This window comes from Pseudomonas sp. IPO3778 (assembly GCF_013386825.1).
GTDB lineage: Bacteria > Pseudomonadota > Gammaproteobacteria > Pseudomonadales > Pseudomonadaceae > Aquipseudomonas.
This window is the reverse complement of the sequence record NZ_JACARC010000021.1, coordinates 1-15434: the sequence shown is the minus strand read 5'-3', so window position 1 is coordinate 15434 and position 15434 is coordinate 1. Positions and strand designations below refer to the sequence as shown.

Here is a 15434-nt window from a genome sequence, read left to right as displayed (position 1 = left end):
GGCAAGCCCGCTCGCCACAGGGGAATGGGGTGTTCCAAAAGTCCCAAGCGAAAAAAAGCCCCGCGATCAGCGAGGCTCTTTCACTGCACAGAAGATCAGCTGCCTTTGACGGCCTTGCCGTCAACGGTACCGTCTTGCAGCATGATGTTGTATTCCTTGCCGTCGGTCTCGACCTGTCGCAGGGCAACCAGGATGCCGCCCCAGTCCTTGGCAAACCACATTTGGGTAATGCGCTTGCTTTGAGTCGGGTCACGCACGCGCTCGACCTTGATCGCATCGATGGAGCCGGCTTTGGTCTGGACCTTTTCCGGGCCGATCACGCGGAAGTCGTAGGTGTCGGTATCAGTACCCTCGACCACGCGGTAGCTCATGCTTTTCTTGCCGGCGGCCACGTCGCGTTGCAGGGCAAGCTGGTAGGTCGACTTGTCCATCATGCCGCTTTCAAGGGCGACGTTGACCGGGTCCTTGTTTTCGAAGCCGGTGACCTTGTTGGCCGTGCGGTCGAAGTCCAGGTTGATCTTCTTCGCCTTGCCCAGGCCACCGCGTTCGAAGGTGTAGCTCTGCGGCTGCAGGGCGTCCTTGTCGAAGCGGATCACGCTGGTTTCAGTCAGGCTGGCGATCATCATGGAAGCCTTGAAATTCAAGGTCCAGGTGCCGTTGTCATTCTTGGTCAGGCTGCGTTCTGCCGAACCACTCATGGGCAACTGTTTCCAGTCGGCGGTGTAGCTGGCGGAGAAAGGGTGAAGGTCTGCCGCTTGCACGGCAGGCAAGGCGAACAGCGCAAAAGCGAAGAGCAGGGCGCGACGCATAAAGTCTCCTAGGTTCGAATCAAGTGGCCGCTGGCCGCCAGTAACTGACCGTCCAATAATGCACCGTGGTCGCCAAGAATCAACCGCCCCTCAGCGAACCAGCGAACAGCCAGCGGGTAAATCCTGTGTTCCTGGGTGTGAACCCGTTGCGCAAGTGTCTGCGCCGAGTCCGCAGACTCTACCGGAACTACTGCCTGTACGACCAGAGGCCCGCCATCGAGTTCCTCGGTGACAAAGTGCACGCTGCAGCCGTGCTCGGTGTCGCCGGCCTCCAGGGCGCGCTGGTGGGTGTGTAACCCTTTGTATTTGGGCAGCAGGGACGGGTGGATATTCAGCAGGCGCCCGTTGTAATGGCGTACGAAGTCAGCGCTGAGAATGCGCATGAAACCGGCCAGTACCACGAGTTTTGGATTGAAGGTGTCGATCAGTTCGATCAAGGCACTGTCGAAGGCCTCACGGCCGTCGAAAGCCTTGTGATCCAGGGAGCGGGTGTCAATACCCGCGTCCCTGGCGCGTTGCAGGCCGTAGGCGTCGCTGCGGTTGGAGATCACCGCAGCGATGCGCACCGGGCTGTCGCCGGTACGCGTGCTGTCGATCAGGGCCTGCAAGTTACTGCCGGTGCCGGAGAGCAGCACCACGACATCACAGGTCTGGGACATCTGCCCTTGCATCAGTGTGCCTTGAGGTTCTTCAGTTCAACCTGGGCAGCGCCTTCAGGGGCGGTGGCAATCTGGCCGATGACCCAAGGCTGCTCGCCGGCTTCACGCAGCACGTTCAATGCGGTTTCAACGTGCTCTTGAGCCACGCAGATCACCATGCCCACGCCGCAGTTCAGCACGCGGTGCATTTCGGTTTCGTTGACGTTGCCTTTCTCTTGCAGCCAGTCGAAGACTACCGGGCGCTGCCAGCTGGCCACGTCGACAATCGCCTGGGCGCCTTTTGGCAGTACGCGCGGGATGTTGTCCAGCAGGCCGCCACCGGTGATGTGGGCCATGGCCTTGACCGCGCCAGTGTCCTTGATCAGCTTGAGCAACGGCTTCACGTAGATGCGGGTCGGGGCCATCAGCAGGTCGGTCAGGGGCTTGCCGTCGAGCTGGATGGTTTCGATGTCGGCGCCCGACACTTCGATGATCTTGCGGATCAGCGAGTAGCCGTTGGAGTGCGGGCCGGACGATGGCAGGGCCAGCAGGGCGTCACCGGCCGCGACTTTGGAGCCGTCGATGATTTCGGATTTTTCTACAACACCGACGCAGAAACCGGCCAGGTCGTAGTCTTCGCCTTCGTACATGCCTGGCATTTCAGCGGTTTCACCACCGACCAGGGAGCAGCCGGACAATTCACAGCCAGCGCCAATGCCGGTCACCACTTGGGTGGCGGTCTCGACGTTGAGCTTGCCGGTGGCGTAGTAGTCCAGGAAGAACAGCGGCTCGGCGCCGCACACCACCAGGTCGTTCACGCACATCGCAACCAGGTCGATGCCGATGCTGTCGTGCTTGTTCAGGTTCAGTGCCAGGCGCAGCTTGGTGCCCACACCGTCGGTGCCGGAGACCAATACAGGCTGCTTGTAGCCGGCCGGGATCTCGCAGAGGGCGCCAAAACCGCCCAGGCCGCCCATGACTTCGGGGCGCGCAGTGCGCTTGGCGACGCTCTTGATGCGTTCGACCAATGCTTCACCGGCGTCGATGTCTACACCGGCGTCCTTGTAGCTCAGGGAGGGTTGCTTGCTCATGATCCAGGCCTTTAGGGGGGATTCAGGGGTAACGACCGAATGCGGCGGGTCTACCGAAACCTGACGTTTCAGCATGGCCTGCCATTGACGGTCTGCGAAGGCGCGCGATTTTATCAGGCTTGAGGGGCAGCGGCCATCCTCGGGCCGACGGGCAGGGGCAATAGCCGTTAAAAAAATCCCTAATCGTGTCGGTCATGGGCCGTATTAAGGTATAGCCTTTAACTCGCTATCGTTATGACAGTACAAAAACTTACCGAGGCCTTGTGAATGTTTTGCCGGTCGCTGTGGTCACAGCCTTGCTAAACAGTGTTCACGCGGTCTGTTCCAACCGCTTATTTGTCGTTCGGGAATCTTTTTTCATGGGTCTGAGTAAATATTTTTTTGTGGGCTGTTTGTCGTTGGTCAGCCTGGCGAGTCATGCCGAAACCCTCAATGGCCTCTATCAAGTGCTGGAGCCGGTCAGCAGTCAGTCTCCCCAGGAGCGTGACCAGGCCACCCAGCGTGCCCTGCAAACCCTGGTGATCCGCCTGACCGGCGACGCCAAGGCCGCCGATGGCCCGGCCCTGGCGGCGATCCGCAAGGACCCGCAACAGATCATCAGCCAATACGGCTACGACGCAGGCCCTCCAGAAAGCCTGCAAGTGGATTTCGACCCGGTCAGCACCGACCGTGCCTTGCGTGGCGCCGGTTTGGCACTGTGGGGCAGTAATCGGCCGTCGATCCTCGGCTGGTGGCTGAACGATTCTGTCGAAGGCAGCAGCCTGGTCGGCGATGGCCAGGCCATCGCCCAGCCGCTGCGTCGCGCGGCTCAACACCGTGGCTTGCCTTTGCGCCTGCCATTGGGAGACCTGGACGAACAAATCGTCGCCACCGCGCCGAATCTTGAAAGCCCCGACGCCACGCCGTTGCGCGGTGCGTCCGAGCGTTACGGCGCCGACGCCTTGCTGGCGGTGCATGCCCGTGAAGACGGCGGCCAATGGTCGGCCAAATGGCGCCTGTGGCTCGGCGATAAAAGCGAGCAGGGCACAGCCACCGGCGCTGACACTGCCGCCTTGGCCGATGCCGTGCTGCTGGCCGTCAGTGAACGCCTGGCGCCACGCTTTGCGGTCAAGGCCGGCGCTGCCACCAGCGATCAGCTGCTGGAAGTGCAGGGCATGAACCTGGAGCATTACGCGGCCCTCGGTCATCTGCTGGAGCCGTTTGGTGCGCAGCCGGTGCGTGTGGACGGCACTCGCATCGTGTATCGGGTGAACGGCAGTGCCGAGCAGTTGCGCAGCCAGTTGAGCCTGGCCAAGTTGCAGGAAGTGCCGGCAGGCGAAGCTCCGGCTCCGCAGCCGGTGGCGGAAGGTGCACAACCGGCGCCGGTCGAGCCGACGCCGCAGTTACGTTTTCATTGGTAAGCACTCTTCCTCCTTATATAGAAGCAGGAAGCAAATAACAGATGGAGTGGTTTATGGCGGATACGCGTCGTTGGGTGTGGCTTGGCGGGATTGTCCTGCTGTGCGTTTTTGTGTTCCTGCTGCATTCGATCCTGACGCCGTTCCTGGTCGCGTTGCTGTTGGCCTACCTGTTCGATCCTGTGGTGGATCGTCTGGAGAAGATCGGCCTCTCGCGTACCTGGGGCGTGGTGGCGGTGTTTGCCTTGTTCACGTTGATCATCACGGCGTTGGTGCTGGTGCTGGTGCCGATGCTGGCCAAGCAATTGTTCAAGCTCTATGAACTGGCGCCGCAGATGCTCGACTGGCTGCAACACACGGCCATGCCGTGGGCGCAGGCCAAGTTGGGGCTGGCAGACGGCTTCTGGAAGTTCGACAAGGTCAAGGCCGCCATCAGCGAGCACATGGGCCAGACCACCGACATCGTCGGTGTGGTGCTGAGCCAGGCGACCGCTTCGAGCCTGGCGCTGATCGGCTGGTTGACCAACCTGGTGTTGATCCCGGTGGTAGCGTTCTACCTGCTGCGGGACTGGGACATCATGATGGCCAAGATCCGCAGCCTGCTGCCGCGCGACCGCGAGGAGCGGATCGTCTCCCTGGCCGGGGAATGCCATGAGGTGCTCGGCGCCTTTGTCCGTGGTCAACTGTTGGTGATGCTGGCGCTGGGGATCATCTATGCGGCGGGGCTGATGGCTATCGGCCTGGAGCTGGGGCTGTTGATCGGCCTGATCGCCGGCCTGGCGGCCATCGTGCCGTATATGGGGTTCGTGATCGGGATTGGTGCGGCGCTGGTGGCCGGGCTGTTCCAGTTTCATGGCGACCTGTACCCGATGCTGGGGATTGTCGCGGTGTTCATGGTGGGCCAGGCGCTGGAAGGCATGGTGCTGACGCCGTTACTGGTGGGCGACCGGATCGGTCTGCACCCGGTGGCCGTGATCTTCGCGATCCTGGCAGGCGGCGAGCTGTTCGGTTTTACCGGCATCCTGCTGGCGCTGCCGGTGGCGGCGGTGATCATGGTGCTGGTGCGCCATCTGCATGACTTGTACAAGGATTCGGACATGTACGCCGGGGGCGACGAACCGCAGTTATAACCGCAGCATCACAAACCCGGCTCAAGGCCGGGTTTGTCGTTTAACCGCTCTGGCGTTTCGCCAGTGCGTCAAACAATCTTCACCAAATCCAACAAGTTAACGCAAACCTTTGATTTTGCTTGTGGTCTGCTGCATTGTGCGCCCGGCGTCACGGGTATAAACTTTGCAAACTTTACACAGAGGCCACTAACGGTTCGATTGGAGCCGTTCAGTCAGCATGAAACCGATTCAGCTGCCCCTAGGTGTGCGTCTGCGTGACGACGCCACCTTTATCAATTACTACCCAGGCGCCAATGCCGCTGCACTCGGCTATGTCGAGCGGCTCTGCGAAGCCGACGCCGGGTGGACCGAAAGCTTGATCTATCTGTGGGGCAAGGACGGCGTGGGGCGTACCCACTTGTTACAGGCTGCGTGCCTGCGCTTTGAGCAGATGGGTGAGCCGGCGGTGTACCTGCCGCTGGCCGAGCTGCTGGATCGCGGGATTGGCATTCTCGACAACCTGGAACAATACGAACTGGTCTGCCTGGATGATTTGCAGGCAGTAGCGGGGCGGGCGGATTGGGAAGAAGCGCTGTTCCACCTGTTCAACCGTTTGCGTGACAGCGGCCGGCGTCTGTTGATTGCCGCGTCCACCTCGCCCCGTGAATTGCCGGTCAAGCTGGCCGACCTCAAGTCGCGGCTGACCCTGGCGTTGATCTTCCAGATGCGCCCGTTGTCCGACGAAGACAAATTGCGTGCCCTGCAATTGCGCGCTTCCCGTCGCGGGTTGCACCTGACCGACGAAGTCGGGCATTTTATCCTCACCCGTGGCACCCGCAGCATGAGCGCACTGTTCGACTTGCTCGAACAGCTCGATCAGGCCTCTTTGCAGGCCCAGCGCAAGCTGACCATTCCCTTCCTCAAGGAAACCCTCGGCTGGTAGTCAGCCTTTTGAAAACGGGGCTTTCGGCAAATTACAGGCGCCAGAAAACCTGCGTTTGGGCCGTTTTTGCCACGCAAATGGGTTGTATAGGGTGTTAAGGGCTTAGATGTTATGTTCCAAACAAGAAGTCACATAGATCACGATTGAATTTGCAAATCGATGTGATAGAGGGCATAGTCTCGGCTTCTTTACACATCAGCCACGGTCGTGCCCATGCTAAATCGCTTCGCACCCCTCGTGCCTCTCGCACTCGTTACCCTGTTGTTTGGTTGCGCCACCCACACTCAAAACGTGGCTGAGCAGCAAAAAACTCAACAACAGTCCCAGGCAAAATTCGTAGCATCGCAGTCTTCCACGGTTTACCAGGAAGCTTTCTATAAAGAAGAGCAGGCTACCGAAAAAGAACTCGCCGACTTCGCCGGCAGCAAGCCTTACCAGCTTCCCGTTCTGGCCGACAGCATTCTCGAACGCGGCATGTCCCTGATCGGTACCCGTTACCGTTTCGGCGGTACCTCTGAAGCCGGTTTCGACTGCAGCGGCTTCATCGGCTACCTGTTCCGTGAGGAAGCCGGCATGAATCTGCCGCGCTCCACCCGCGAAATGATCAATGTGGATGCACCGCTGGTCGCGCGGAACAACCTCAAGCCCGGTGATCTGCTTTTCTTCAGTACGGCTGGCCGCGGTCGTGTCAGTCACGCCGGTATCTACCTGGGCGATAACCAGTTTATCCACTCCAGCAGCCGCCGCAGCGGTGGTGTTCGAGTCGACAACCTGGGCGACAGCTACTGGAGCAAAACCTTCATCGAAGCCAAGCGCGCCCTGGCGATGGCCCCTACTACCGTTACGGCTAGCAAGTAAAGTTAAAGTGATACTTGAAGTTTGACGTGTAAGCGCTAGAATCTCTGGATATTGTTGTAAATCGATCGCGCGAGCTTTGCTTGCGCGTTCTGGTTTTCAGCGTTCGGCAGCGAAAGCCGCATCCAGATCAGGATTGTTCTGCCCATGTCGACCTCGGCCCGCCTAATTCTTCTCGTTTGCGCCGCGCTGCTCAGCGCCTGCGCAAGTCGTCCTCCGCCTGCTCCCGTGGCCGTCAAGCCCAAGCCGGTGTTCAACACCTACGCCACCCAAAGTTTTTCGCCAGCCGCCGAAGACGTGCTTTTTCGTGCGCTGGGCCTGGTGGGCACGCCTTATCGCTGGGGCGGCAACACGCCGGACTCGGGTTTTGATTGCAGTGGTTTGATCGGTTTCGTCTACCGTGACGCCGCCGGCATCTCCCTGCCGCGTACCACCCGCGAGCTGATCGTGATGCGTGCCCTGGATGTGAGTGAAAACAACCTGCAAACCGGCGACCTGATCTTCTTCGCCACCGGTGGCGGTTCGCAGGTCAGCCACGCCGGGATCTACGTAGGCGAGGGGCGTTTTGTGCATGCGCCGCAAACCGGCGGTACGGTGAAGCTGGACACGCTGTCCAAGGCCTATTGGCAGAATGCCTACCTGAGCGCCAAGCGCGTGTTGCCGGCGGAGCATCTGGCCCGCAATCCGTAGGAAAATACTAGGCCAGATGTGGGGGCTGGGCATGTGTGGGAGCGGGCTTGCNNNACCGCATTCGCGAGCAAGCCTGCTCCCACACAAGCCCGCTCCCACCTTTATGGTGTGGTGTTTACGAAATCGGCTACTTCGCCGCCGACACCCGCCACACCTTGTTCCCCACATCATCCGCCACCAGCAAGTCCCCCTGCTTGTCGATCACCACGCCGACCGGGCGGCCCATGGCTTTCTCATCGCTGTTGAGGAAGCCGGTCAGCACATCCACCGGCTGGCCTTTCGGCTTGCCTGCCTCAAACGGCACAAAGATCACCTTGTAGCCACTGTGCGGCTTGCGGTTCCACGAGCCGTGCTGGCCGATAAACGCGCCGTTGCTGAACTGTGCCGGTAACGTGTTGCCGTCGGCAAAGGTCAGTCCCAGGGAGGCTGTGTGCGGGCCCACCGCGTAGTCCGGTGCGATCGCCTTGGCCACCAGGTCCGGGTTCTGCGGGCTCACCCGCACATCCACGTGCTGCCCGTAGTAGCTGAACGGCCAGCCATAGAAAGCCCCATCCTGTACTGACGTGATGTAGTCCGGCACCAGGTCGCTGCCGATTTCATCGCGTTCGTTGACGGCCGTCCACAGCTTGCCGCTCTGTGGTTCCCACGCCATGCCATTGGGGTTGCGCAGGCCAGAGGCGAAGATGCGGTGCTGGCCGGTGGCGCGGTCCACTTCCCAGATCGCGGCCCGGCCCTGTTCCGCTTCCAGGCCGTTTTCGCCGACGTTGCTGTTGGAACCCACGCTGACATACAGCTTGCTGCCGTCCTTGCTGGCCACCACGTTCTTGGTCCAGTGATGGTTGATGCTGCCGCCCGGCAAGTCGACCACCGGGGTGCCCGCTTCCTTGATGGAGGTTTCGCCCGGTTGATAAGGGAAGCGCAGCAACTTGTCGGAGTCGGCCACGTACAGGTCGTTGCCCACCAGCGCCATGCCGAACGGCGAGTTCAGGTTCTTCAGGAACACCGTGCGGGTTTCGGCCACGCCATCGTGGTCGGCGTCCCGCAGCAGGGTGATGCGGTTCGGGCTGGGTACGGCGGCGCCGGCGCGGCCCATGACTTTCTCCATTACCCAGCCACGGATGCCCTTGGCGTCATCTGGCTTGGGTGGCGCATTGGTTTCGGCTACCAGCACGTCGCCATTGGGCAGCACATACAGCCAGCGTGGGTGATCCAGGCCTTCGGCAAATGCCGCCACCTGGGTGCCCGCGGCCGGAGTCGGCTTGGTGCCTTCGGGCCAGCCGATCGCCGGGGCGATATTCACGGTGGGGATCAGGGTTTTATTCGGTTCCGGCAGCTTGGGTGAGGGCCCGGTGCCGTCGGACACTTGCAGGGTAGAGCTTTCACCGCAGGCGGCGAGGGTGCCGGCGACCATGATCAGTAGGGCAAGTCGGGTCTTGTGCATGGTTTTCTCCTTAATACCTGTAAGGGTAGAGGCGCGTAGCAGCCCGATGGTTCACGCGCGTGTCCGGCTTTAATTGACGCTCCACCCCCAACCCACTAACCTTCGCGGCTTGTTTCAGGTGCTCTGTGGCGTACGCGTCGACTGAGTGAAACAGGGAAGCCGGTGAGTGAGCGCACTTTTCTACAGTGAGGCCACGATTCCGGCGCTGCCCCCGCAACGGTAAATGAGTCAAGACGGTGCCTTAAGCCACTGTATCGCCCGCGATATGGGAAGGCGCACCCTCGGCATTGCATGTCACTCATGAGCCCGGAGACCGGCCTGATCCATCCAACAGCATCACGGTGGGCGATGCTTGGCTGTCTGTCTGTACCTTTTTCCTGCCCGCCGTTTTTGTCCAGCCCCAACGGAGAGCTGCCATGACTGAATCCCCCGATCGTGACGAACGCCACCTGGCGCGCATGCTGCGCAAAAAAGCCGTGATTGACGAGCGCATTGCCAATTCACCGAACGAGTGCGGGTTGTTGCTGGTGCTTACCGGCAACGGCAAAGGCAAGAGCAGCTCGGCCTTTGGCATGCTGGCCCGGGCCATGGGCCACGGCATGCAGTGCGGCGTGGTGCAGTTCATCAAGGGCCGCAACAGCACCGGCGAAGAACTGTTCTTCCGCCGTTTCCCCGAGCAGGTGCGCTTCCACGTGATGGGCGAAGGCTTTACCTGGGAAACCCAGGACCGCGCGCGGGACATTGTGGCCGCCGAAGCCGCCTGGGCGGTCTCCCGGGAAATGCTGCAGAACCCGGCCATCGGCCTGGTGGTGCTGGATGAGCTGAACATCGCCCTCAAGCACGGCTACCTCGACCTGGACCAGGTACTCAGCGACCTGCAGGCCCGCCCGCCGATGCAGCACGTGCTGGTCACTGGCCGTGGTGCCAAACCCGAATTGATCGAAATGGCCGACACCGTGACGGAAATGGGCATGCTCAAGCACGCGTTCCAGGCCGGTATCAAGGCACAGAAAGGCATCGAACTTTGAATCAGCCCCGTCACTGTCCTGCTGTGTTGATCGCCGCACCGGCGTCCGGCCAGGGCAAAACCACCGTCACCGCCGCGCTCGCCCGTTTGCACCGCAACCTGGGGCGCAAGGTGCGGGTGTTCAAATGCGGACCGGACTTTCTCGACCCGATGATCCACGAGCGCGCCAGTGGTGCGCCGGTCTACCAATTGGACATGTGGATGGTGGGCGAGCAGGAAAGTCGCCGGTTGCTGTGGGAAGCGGCGGGGGAAGCCGACCTGATCCTGATCGAAGGCGTGATGGGCCTGTTCGACGGCACGCCGTCCAGCGCTGACCTGGCGCGGCACTTTGGCGTGCCGGTGCTGGCGGTGATCGACGGCACGGCCATGGCCCAGACCTTCGGCGCCCTAGCGTTGGGCCTGGCGCGTTACCAGCCGGATCTGCCGTTCGCCGGCGTGCTGGCCAACCGTGTAGGCACGCTGCGTCATGCGCAATTGCTCGAAGGCAGCCTCACCGAAGGCCTGCGCTGGTACGGCGCACTGTCCCGGGAAACCGGCATCGAGTTGCCCAGCCGGCACCTTGGCCTAGTGCAGGCCAGCGAACTGAACGACCTCGACCTGCGCCTCGACGCCGCCGCCCAAGCCTTGGGCAGCAGTTGTGAGGTAGCGCTGCCACCCCCGGTGGAATTCGCCGCGCCTGAAGTGATCGAGGCCCAACCGTTGCTGGCCGGCGTGCGTATTGCCGTGGCTCGCGACGAAGCCTTCGCCTTCACCTACGGCGCCAGCCTCGACCTGTTGCGGGCGATGGGCGCCGAACTGTGCTTCTTCTCGCCGATTCGCGACTGCACATTACCTGAAGCCGACAGCCTGTACCTGCCCGGCGGTTACCCGGAATTGCATCACCAGGCGTTGTCGGAAAATACCGCGATGCTCGACGCCATCCGCGCCCATCACGCGGCCGGCAAACCACTGCTGGCTGAGTGCGGCGGCATGCTCTACCTGCTGGACTCGCTCACCGACGTCGACGGCACCCGTGCTGAACTGGTGGGCCTGCTCCAGGGCGATGCGGTGATGCAAAAGCGCCTGGCAGCGTTGGCACTGCAAAATGTCGAACTGCCAGAGGGCCTGTTGCGCGGTCACACCTACCATCACTCGTTAACTACTACCGAGTGGCAGCCGATTGCCCGTGGCCTGAGCCCGAATGGCGGGCGCGGCGCCGAGGCGGTTTACCGTCAGGGCCGGATGACGGCGTCCTACGTGCACTTTTATTTCCCGTCCAACCCGGCCGCGGTGGCCGCCCTGTTTGCACCGGACCCTCAGACCGCCATCGCAGGCAAGCCCGCTCCCACACTTGACCGAGTTGAAACGCAATCCAATGTGGGAGCGAGCTTGCTCGCGAAGAGGCCATGACTGACAACGCCTTTCCCGCAGCCGACCGCGAAGCCGTGTACCGCGCCATCGCCGAACGCCGCGACATGCGCCACTTCAGCGGTGGCACGGTCGCGCCCGAATTGCTCCAGCGCCTGCTGCAAGCCGCGCACCAGGCGCCCAGTGTCGGCTTGATGCAACCGTGGCGGTTTATCCGCATCAGCGACCGCCACCTGCGCGGCCAGATCCAGCAGCTGGTGGAAGAAGAACGCGTACGCACCGCCGAAGCCCTCGGCGAGCGCTCCGACCAGTTCATGAAGCTCAAGGTCGAAGGCATCAACGACTGCGCCGAAGTGCTGGTGGCCGCGCTGATGGACGACCGCGAGCGGCATATCTTCGGGCGCCGTACCTTGCCGGAAATGGACATGGCGTCGTTGTCCTGTGCGATCCAGAATCTATGGCTGGCAGCCCGTGTCGAAGGCCTGGGCATGGGCTGGGTCTCGCTGTTCGAACCCCAGGCCCTGGCCGACCTGCTGGGCTTGCCGCCCGGGGCCAAACCATTGGCCGTGTTATGCCTTGGCCCGGTGACCGAGTTCTACCCGGCACCGATGTTGCAGCTCGAAGGCTGGACCGAACCGCGGCCGCTGAGTGACATGTTGTATGAGAATGTTTGGGGAGTGAGTCAATGAGTGTGGCCTTGCTGAGTGTCGCTGCGGTGGCGCTGGATGCGCTGCTGGGCGAACCCAGGCGCTGGCATCCGCTGGTGGCGTTCGGCAATTTTGCCGGGCGCATCGAGCAACGTTTCAACTCCGGCGGCCGTGGCTGGCGCAGCCACGGCGTCACGGCGTGGGTGATCGCGGTGGTGCCCCTGACGCTGCTGGCCACGGCCCTGTCGTGGGCGCCCTATATCGGTTGGGTGCTGGAAATTCTCGCACTGTATTGCGCCCTCGGCATGCGCAGCCTCGGCGAACACGTGCTGCCGGTGGCACAGGCACTGCGCAGTGATGATTTGGACGAAGCGCGCCAACGCGTCAGCTACATGGTCAGCCGGGAGACCCGCGAACTGGACCACACCGAAGTCGCCCGCGCGGCCACCGAGTCGGTGCTGGAAAACGGCAGCGATGCGGTGTTTGCGGCGCTGTTCTGGTTTGTGGTTGCTGGCGTGCCCGGCGTAGTGCTCTATCGTCTGAGCAACACCCTGGATGCCATGTGGGGCTATCGCAATGAACGCTTTGAACGTTTCGGCTGGGCTGCAGCAAAGATCGACGACGTGCTCAACTACATTCCGGCACGCCTGGTGGCGTTGACCTACGCGCTGCTGGGCAAAACCCGTCTGGCCCTCAAATGCTGGCGCACCCAGGGCCCGACTTGGGACAGCCCCAATGCTGGCCCGGTGATGGCGGCCGGTGCCGGCGCCCTCGGTGTGGAACTGGGCGGCGCGGCGATTTATCACGGCGAACTGCACCAGCGCCCGCAACTGGGCGAAGGCCCGCCCGCCGATGCGGACGCCATCGAGCGCGGTTGGCAACTGGTGCAACGCGGCGTGTGGCTGTGGTTGCTGATCCTGTGTGTGGGGGCTGAATTTTATGCTTGAACACGGTGGCCGGTTGCGCAAGGCGGCGATGCAGTACGGCATTCCAGAGTCCGAGTGGCTGGACCTGTCCAGCGGCCTGGCGCCGTGGCCGTTTCCGATCCCGGAAATCCCGCTGCGGGCCTGGGCACGCCTGCCTGAAACCGATGACGGCCTGGAACAGGCCGCCTGCGAATACTACGGTGCAACCCATGTGCTGCCAGTGGCCGGGTCCCAGGCGGCGATCCAATTGCTGCCGCGCTTGCGCCGGGCGGGCAAAGTTGGCGTGCTGTCGCCGTGTTACGCCGAGCACGCCGAAGCCTGGCGTCGTGCCGGCTATATCGTGCGCGAAGTGCTGGAGCAGGAAGTCGACTTCTTCCTCGACAGCCTCGACGTGCTGGTGGTGGTCAATCCCAACAACCCCACCGGGCTGAGCCTGACGCCCCAACGTCTGCTGGATTGGCATGCCCGACTGGCCCAGCGCGGCGGCTGGCTGGTGGTGGATGAAGCCTTTATGGACATCACCCCGCAGCTGAGCCTGGCGAGCGAGGCTCATCAAGTCGGGCTGATCGTGCTGCGCTCCTTCGGCAAATTCTTCGGCCTGGCGGGGGTACGGCTGGGTTTTGTGCTGGCCGAACGCAAGCTGCTCAAGCTGCTCGCCGAACAGGTGGGGCCGTGGGCCGTCAGCGGGCCGACGCGGGTGCTGGGGCAAGTGTGCCTGCGCGATACCGCCGGCCATGCGCAACAGCGGCTGCGTTGTGAGTCAGCCAGCCAGCGCCTGCACGACCTGCTTGAACGCCATGGCTTGCGGCCTCAGGGCGGCTGCGGGCTGTTCCAGTGGATGATCACCGACCGGGCTGAGCAGCTGCATGAATTCATGGCCCAGCGCGGTATTTTGCTGCGCCTGTTTGTCGACAACAGCAGCCTGCGTTTCGGCCTGCCGGACACCGAGGCCGACTGGCTGCGGCTGGAACAGGCGCTGAGCGCCTACAAGGACGCCTCATGAGTACCTTGATGGTGCAGGGCACCACGTCCGACGCGGGCAAAAGCACGCTGGTGACCGCACTCTGCCGTTGGCTGGTGCGCCAGGGCATCCCGGTGGTGCCCTTCAAGCCGCAGAACATGGCGCTCAACAGCGCCGTGACCGCCGAAGGTGGCGAGATCGGCCGGGCCCAGGCGGTGCAGGCCCAGGCCGCCAACCTGGCGCCCCACACCGACATGAACCCGGTGCTGCTCAAGCCCAACAGCGACACGGGCTCCCAAGTGATTATCCATGGGCGCGCCGTGACCACCATGAATGCCGTGGCTTATCACGATTACAAAGCTATCGCGATGCAGGCAGTGCTGGCCTCCCATGCGCGGTTGAGTGCGGCGTATCCGGTGGTGATGGTCGAGGGTGCGGGCTCACCGGCGGAGATCAACCTGCGGGCGAATGACATTGCCAACATGGGCTTTGCCGAAGCGGTGGACTGCCCGGTGCTGCTGATCGCCGACATCAATCGAGGCGGGGTGTTTGCGCATCTGGTTGGCACGCTGGAGTTGCTGTCGCCCACCGAGCAGGCGCGGGTCAAGGGCTTCATCATCAACCGGTTTCGCGGGGATATTGCGCTGTTGCAGCCGGGGCTGGATTGGCTGGAAGCGCGTACCGGCAAGCCGGTGGTGGGGGTGTTGCCATACGTGATGGATTTGCACCTGGAGGCGGAGGATGGCATCGACCAGCGCCAGATCGACAAGGCGGCGCAGGTGCTCAAGGTGGTGGTGCCGGTGTTGCCGCGGATCAGTAACCACACGGACTTTGATCCGTTGCGGTTGCATCCCCAGGTGGATTTGCAGTTTGTGGGGCCGGGGCAGGGGATTCCTGCAGCGGACCTGATTATTTTGCCGGGCTCGAAGAGTGTGCGCGGTGATCTGGCGTATCTGCGGGCTAATGGGTGGGACACCGCCGTGGCGCGGCACCTGCGTTATGGCGGGAAGGTGTTGGGGATTTGTGGTGGTTTGCAGATGCTCGGGGAGCAGGTGCATGACCCGCTTGGGTTGGAAGGGCCTTGCGGTTCGAGCGCCGGTCTTGGGTTGTTGGGGTTTAGTACGACGCTGGAAGAAGAGAAGCAGCTGCGCAATGTGCGGGGGCGGTTGTTGCTGGAGGAGGCCGAGGTGAGTGGGTATGAGATCCACGCGGGCGTTACCAGTGGCGCCGGTTTATTGAGACCTGCGGTGCAGTTGGACGATGGGCGCAGCGATGGCGCGCAGAGTGAGGATGGGCAGATTCTCGGGACCTATTTGCATGGGTTGTTTGAGACGCCGGCGGCGTGCAGTGCGTTGTTGCGGTGGGCGGGGTTGGAGGATGTGCAGGAGGTGGATTATCACGGGTTGCGGGAGCGGGATATTGAGCGGTTGGCGGATTTGGTAGAGCAGCATTTGGATACTGGGTTGCTGCGTTCGTTGTGTGGGGTTTGAGCTGTTGCACCGTGTACATATCCATTCCTGCGGTAACGGCCTCCTATGGTTCCGCTCTTACAG

15 protein-coding genes and 1 riboswitch are annotated in these 15434 nt (G+C 62.3%); of the genes, 11 read left to right on the top strand and 4 right to left on the bottom strand.

Going from position 1 to position 15434, the window contains the following annotated elements:
• Positions 1–95: 95 nt before the first annotated feature.
• The 3 genes from HX855_RS08850 to purM are packed head-to-tail and all read right to left on the bottom strand — an operon-like array spanning position 96 to position 2538.
• Entirely contained in the window at positions 96–809 is a 714-nt protein-coding gene (locus HX855_RS08850; protein WP_088426114.1) for a DUF3108 domain-containing protein, read from the bottom strand.
• A gap of 8 nt (positions 810–817) precedes the next feature.
• Positions 818–1468, bottom strand: coding sequence for a phosphoribosylglycinamide formyltransferase (purN, locus tag HX855_RS08845; RefSeq protein ID WP_177082401.1), 651 nt, complete (start codon positions 1466–1468; stop codon positions 818–820).
• 11 nt (positions 1469–1479) lie between these two features.
• On the bottom strand, positions 1480–2538 hold the full coding sequence (gene purM, locus HX855_RS08840; protein WP_177082399.1) for a phosphoribosylformylglycinamidine cyclo-ligase: 1059 nt from the start codon (positions 2536–2538) through the stop codon (positions 1480–1482).
• A gap of 359 nt (positions 2539–2897) precedes the next feature.
• On the opposite strand from purM, the gene HX855_RS08835 reads away from it, so the two are divergent.
• The 5 genes from HX855_RS08835 to HX855_RS08815 all read left to right on the top strand — a co-directional run bounded on the left by HX855_RS08835 (position 2898) and on the right by HX855_RS08815 (position 7532).
• On the top strand, positions 2898–3938 hold the full coding sequence (locus HX855_RS08835; protein ID WP_177082397.1) for a DUF2066 domain-containing protein: 1041 nt from the start codon (positions 2898–2900) through the stop codon (positions 3936–3938).
• Between the two features lie 53 nt (positions 3939–3991).
• Positions 3992–5065 (top strand): AI-2E family transporter, encoded by a 1074-nt coding sequence (locus HX855_RS08830; protein WP_177082395.1) that lies wholly within the window; start codon positions 3992–3994, stop codon positions 5063–5065.
• Between the two features lie 217 nt (positions 5066–5282).
• The gene (hda, locus tag HX855_RS08825; protein ID WP_032857040.1) at positions 5283–5987 is read left to right on the top strand and encodes a DnaA regulatory inactivator Hda; all 705 of its coding nucleotides are present in this window, start codon (positions 5283–5285) and stop codon (positions 5985–5987) included.
• A gap of 213 nt (positions 5988–6200) precedes the next feature.
• Positions 6201–6845, top strand: a complete 645-nt coding sequence (locus HX855_RS08820; protein WP_177082394.1) for a C40 family peptidase — start codon at positions 6201–6203, stop codon at positions 6843–6845.
• Between the two features lie 144 nt (positions 6846–6989).
• Positions 6990–7532, top strand: coding sequence for a C40 family peptidase (locus HX855_RS08815; protein WP_177082392.1), 543 nt, complete (start codon positions 6990–6992; stop codon positions 7530–7532).
• A gap of 127 nt (positions 7533–7659) precedes the next feature.
• On the opposite strand, the gene HX855_RS08810 is transcribed toward HX855_RS08815, so the two are convergent.
• A complete protein-coding gene (locus tag HX855_RS08810; protein ID WP_177082390.1) occupies positions 7660–8973 on the bottom strand; it encodes a sorbosone dehydrogenase family protein in 1314 nt (437 codons plus the stop codon).
• 99 nt (positions 8974–9072) lie between these two features.
• Positions 9073–9310, top strand: a riboswitch (cobalamin riboswitch).
• Positions 9311–9389: 79 nt separating this feature from the next.
• On the opposite strand from HX855_RS08810, the gene cobO reads away from it, so the two are divergent.
• From cobO to HX855_RS08780, 6 genes are read left to right on the top strand one after another with little or no spacing between them, the layout of a single operon-like run.
• On the top strand, positions 9390–10001 hold the full coding sequence (gene cobO, locus HX855_RS08805; protein ID WP_003210751.1) for a cob(I)yrinic acid a,c-diamide adenosyltransferase: 612 nt from the start codon (positions 9390–9392) through the stop codon (positions 9999–10001).
• Positions 9998–11389 carry a cobyrinate a,c-diamide synthase gene (locus HX855_RS08800; RefSeq protein ID WP_177082388.1) on the top strand — a complete coding sequence of 464 codons (1392 nt, stop codon included), beginning with the start codon at positions 9998–10000 and terminating at the stop codon, positions 11387–11389. Before cobO ends, HX855_RS08800 begins: the two co-directional genes overlap by 4 nt.
• Entirely contained in the window at positions 11386–12036 is a 651-nt protein-coding gene (gene bluB, locus HX855_RS08795) for a 5,6-dimethylbenzimidazole synthase (RefSeq protein ID WP_177082386.1), read from the top strand. The genes HX855_RS08800 and bluB overlap by 4 nt, the downstream gene beginning before the upstream one ends.
• Positions 12033–12941 carry an adenosylcobinamide-phosphate synthase CbiB gene (gene cbiB, locus HX855_RS08790; RefSeq protein WP_177082384.1) on the top strand — a complete coding sequence of 303 codons (909 nt, stop codon included), beginning with the start codon at positions 12033–12035 and terminating at the stop codon, positions 12939–12941. The genes bluB and cbiB overlap by 4 nt, the downstream gene beginning before the upstream one ends.
• Positions 12934–13923, top strand: coding sequence for a threonine-phosphate decarboxylase CobD (gene cobD, locus HX855_RS08785; RefSeq protein ID WP_177082382.1), 990 nt, complete (start codon positions 12934–12936; stop codon positions 13921–13923). The genes cbiB and cobD overlap by 8 nt, the downstream gene beginning before the upstream one ends.
• Positions 13920–15371, top strand: a complete 1452-nt coding sequence (locus HX855_RS08780; protein WP_177082380.1) for a cobyric acid synthase — start codon at positions 13920–13922, stop codon at positions 15369–15371. Before cobD ends, HX855_RS08780 begins: the two co-directional genes overlap by 4 nt.
• Positions 15372–15434: the final 63 nt, after the last annotated feature.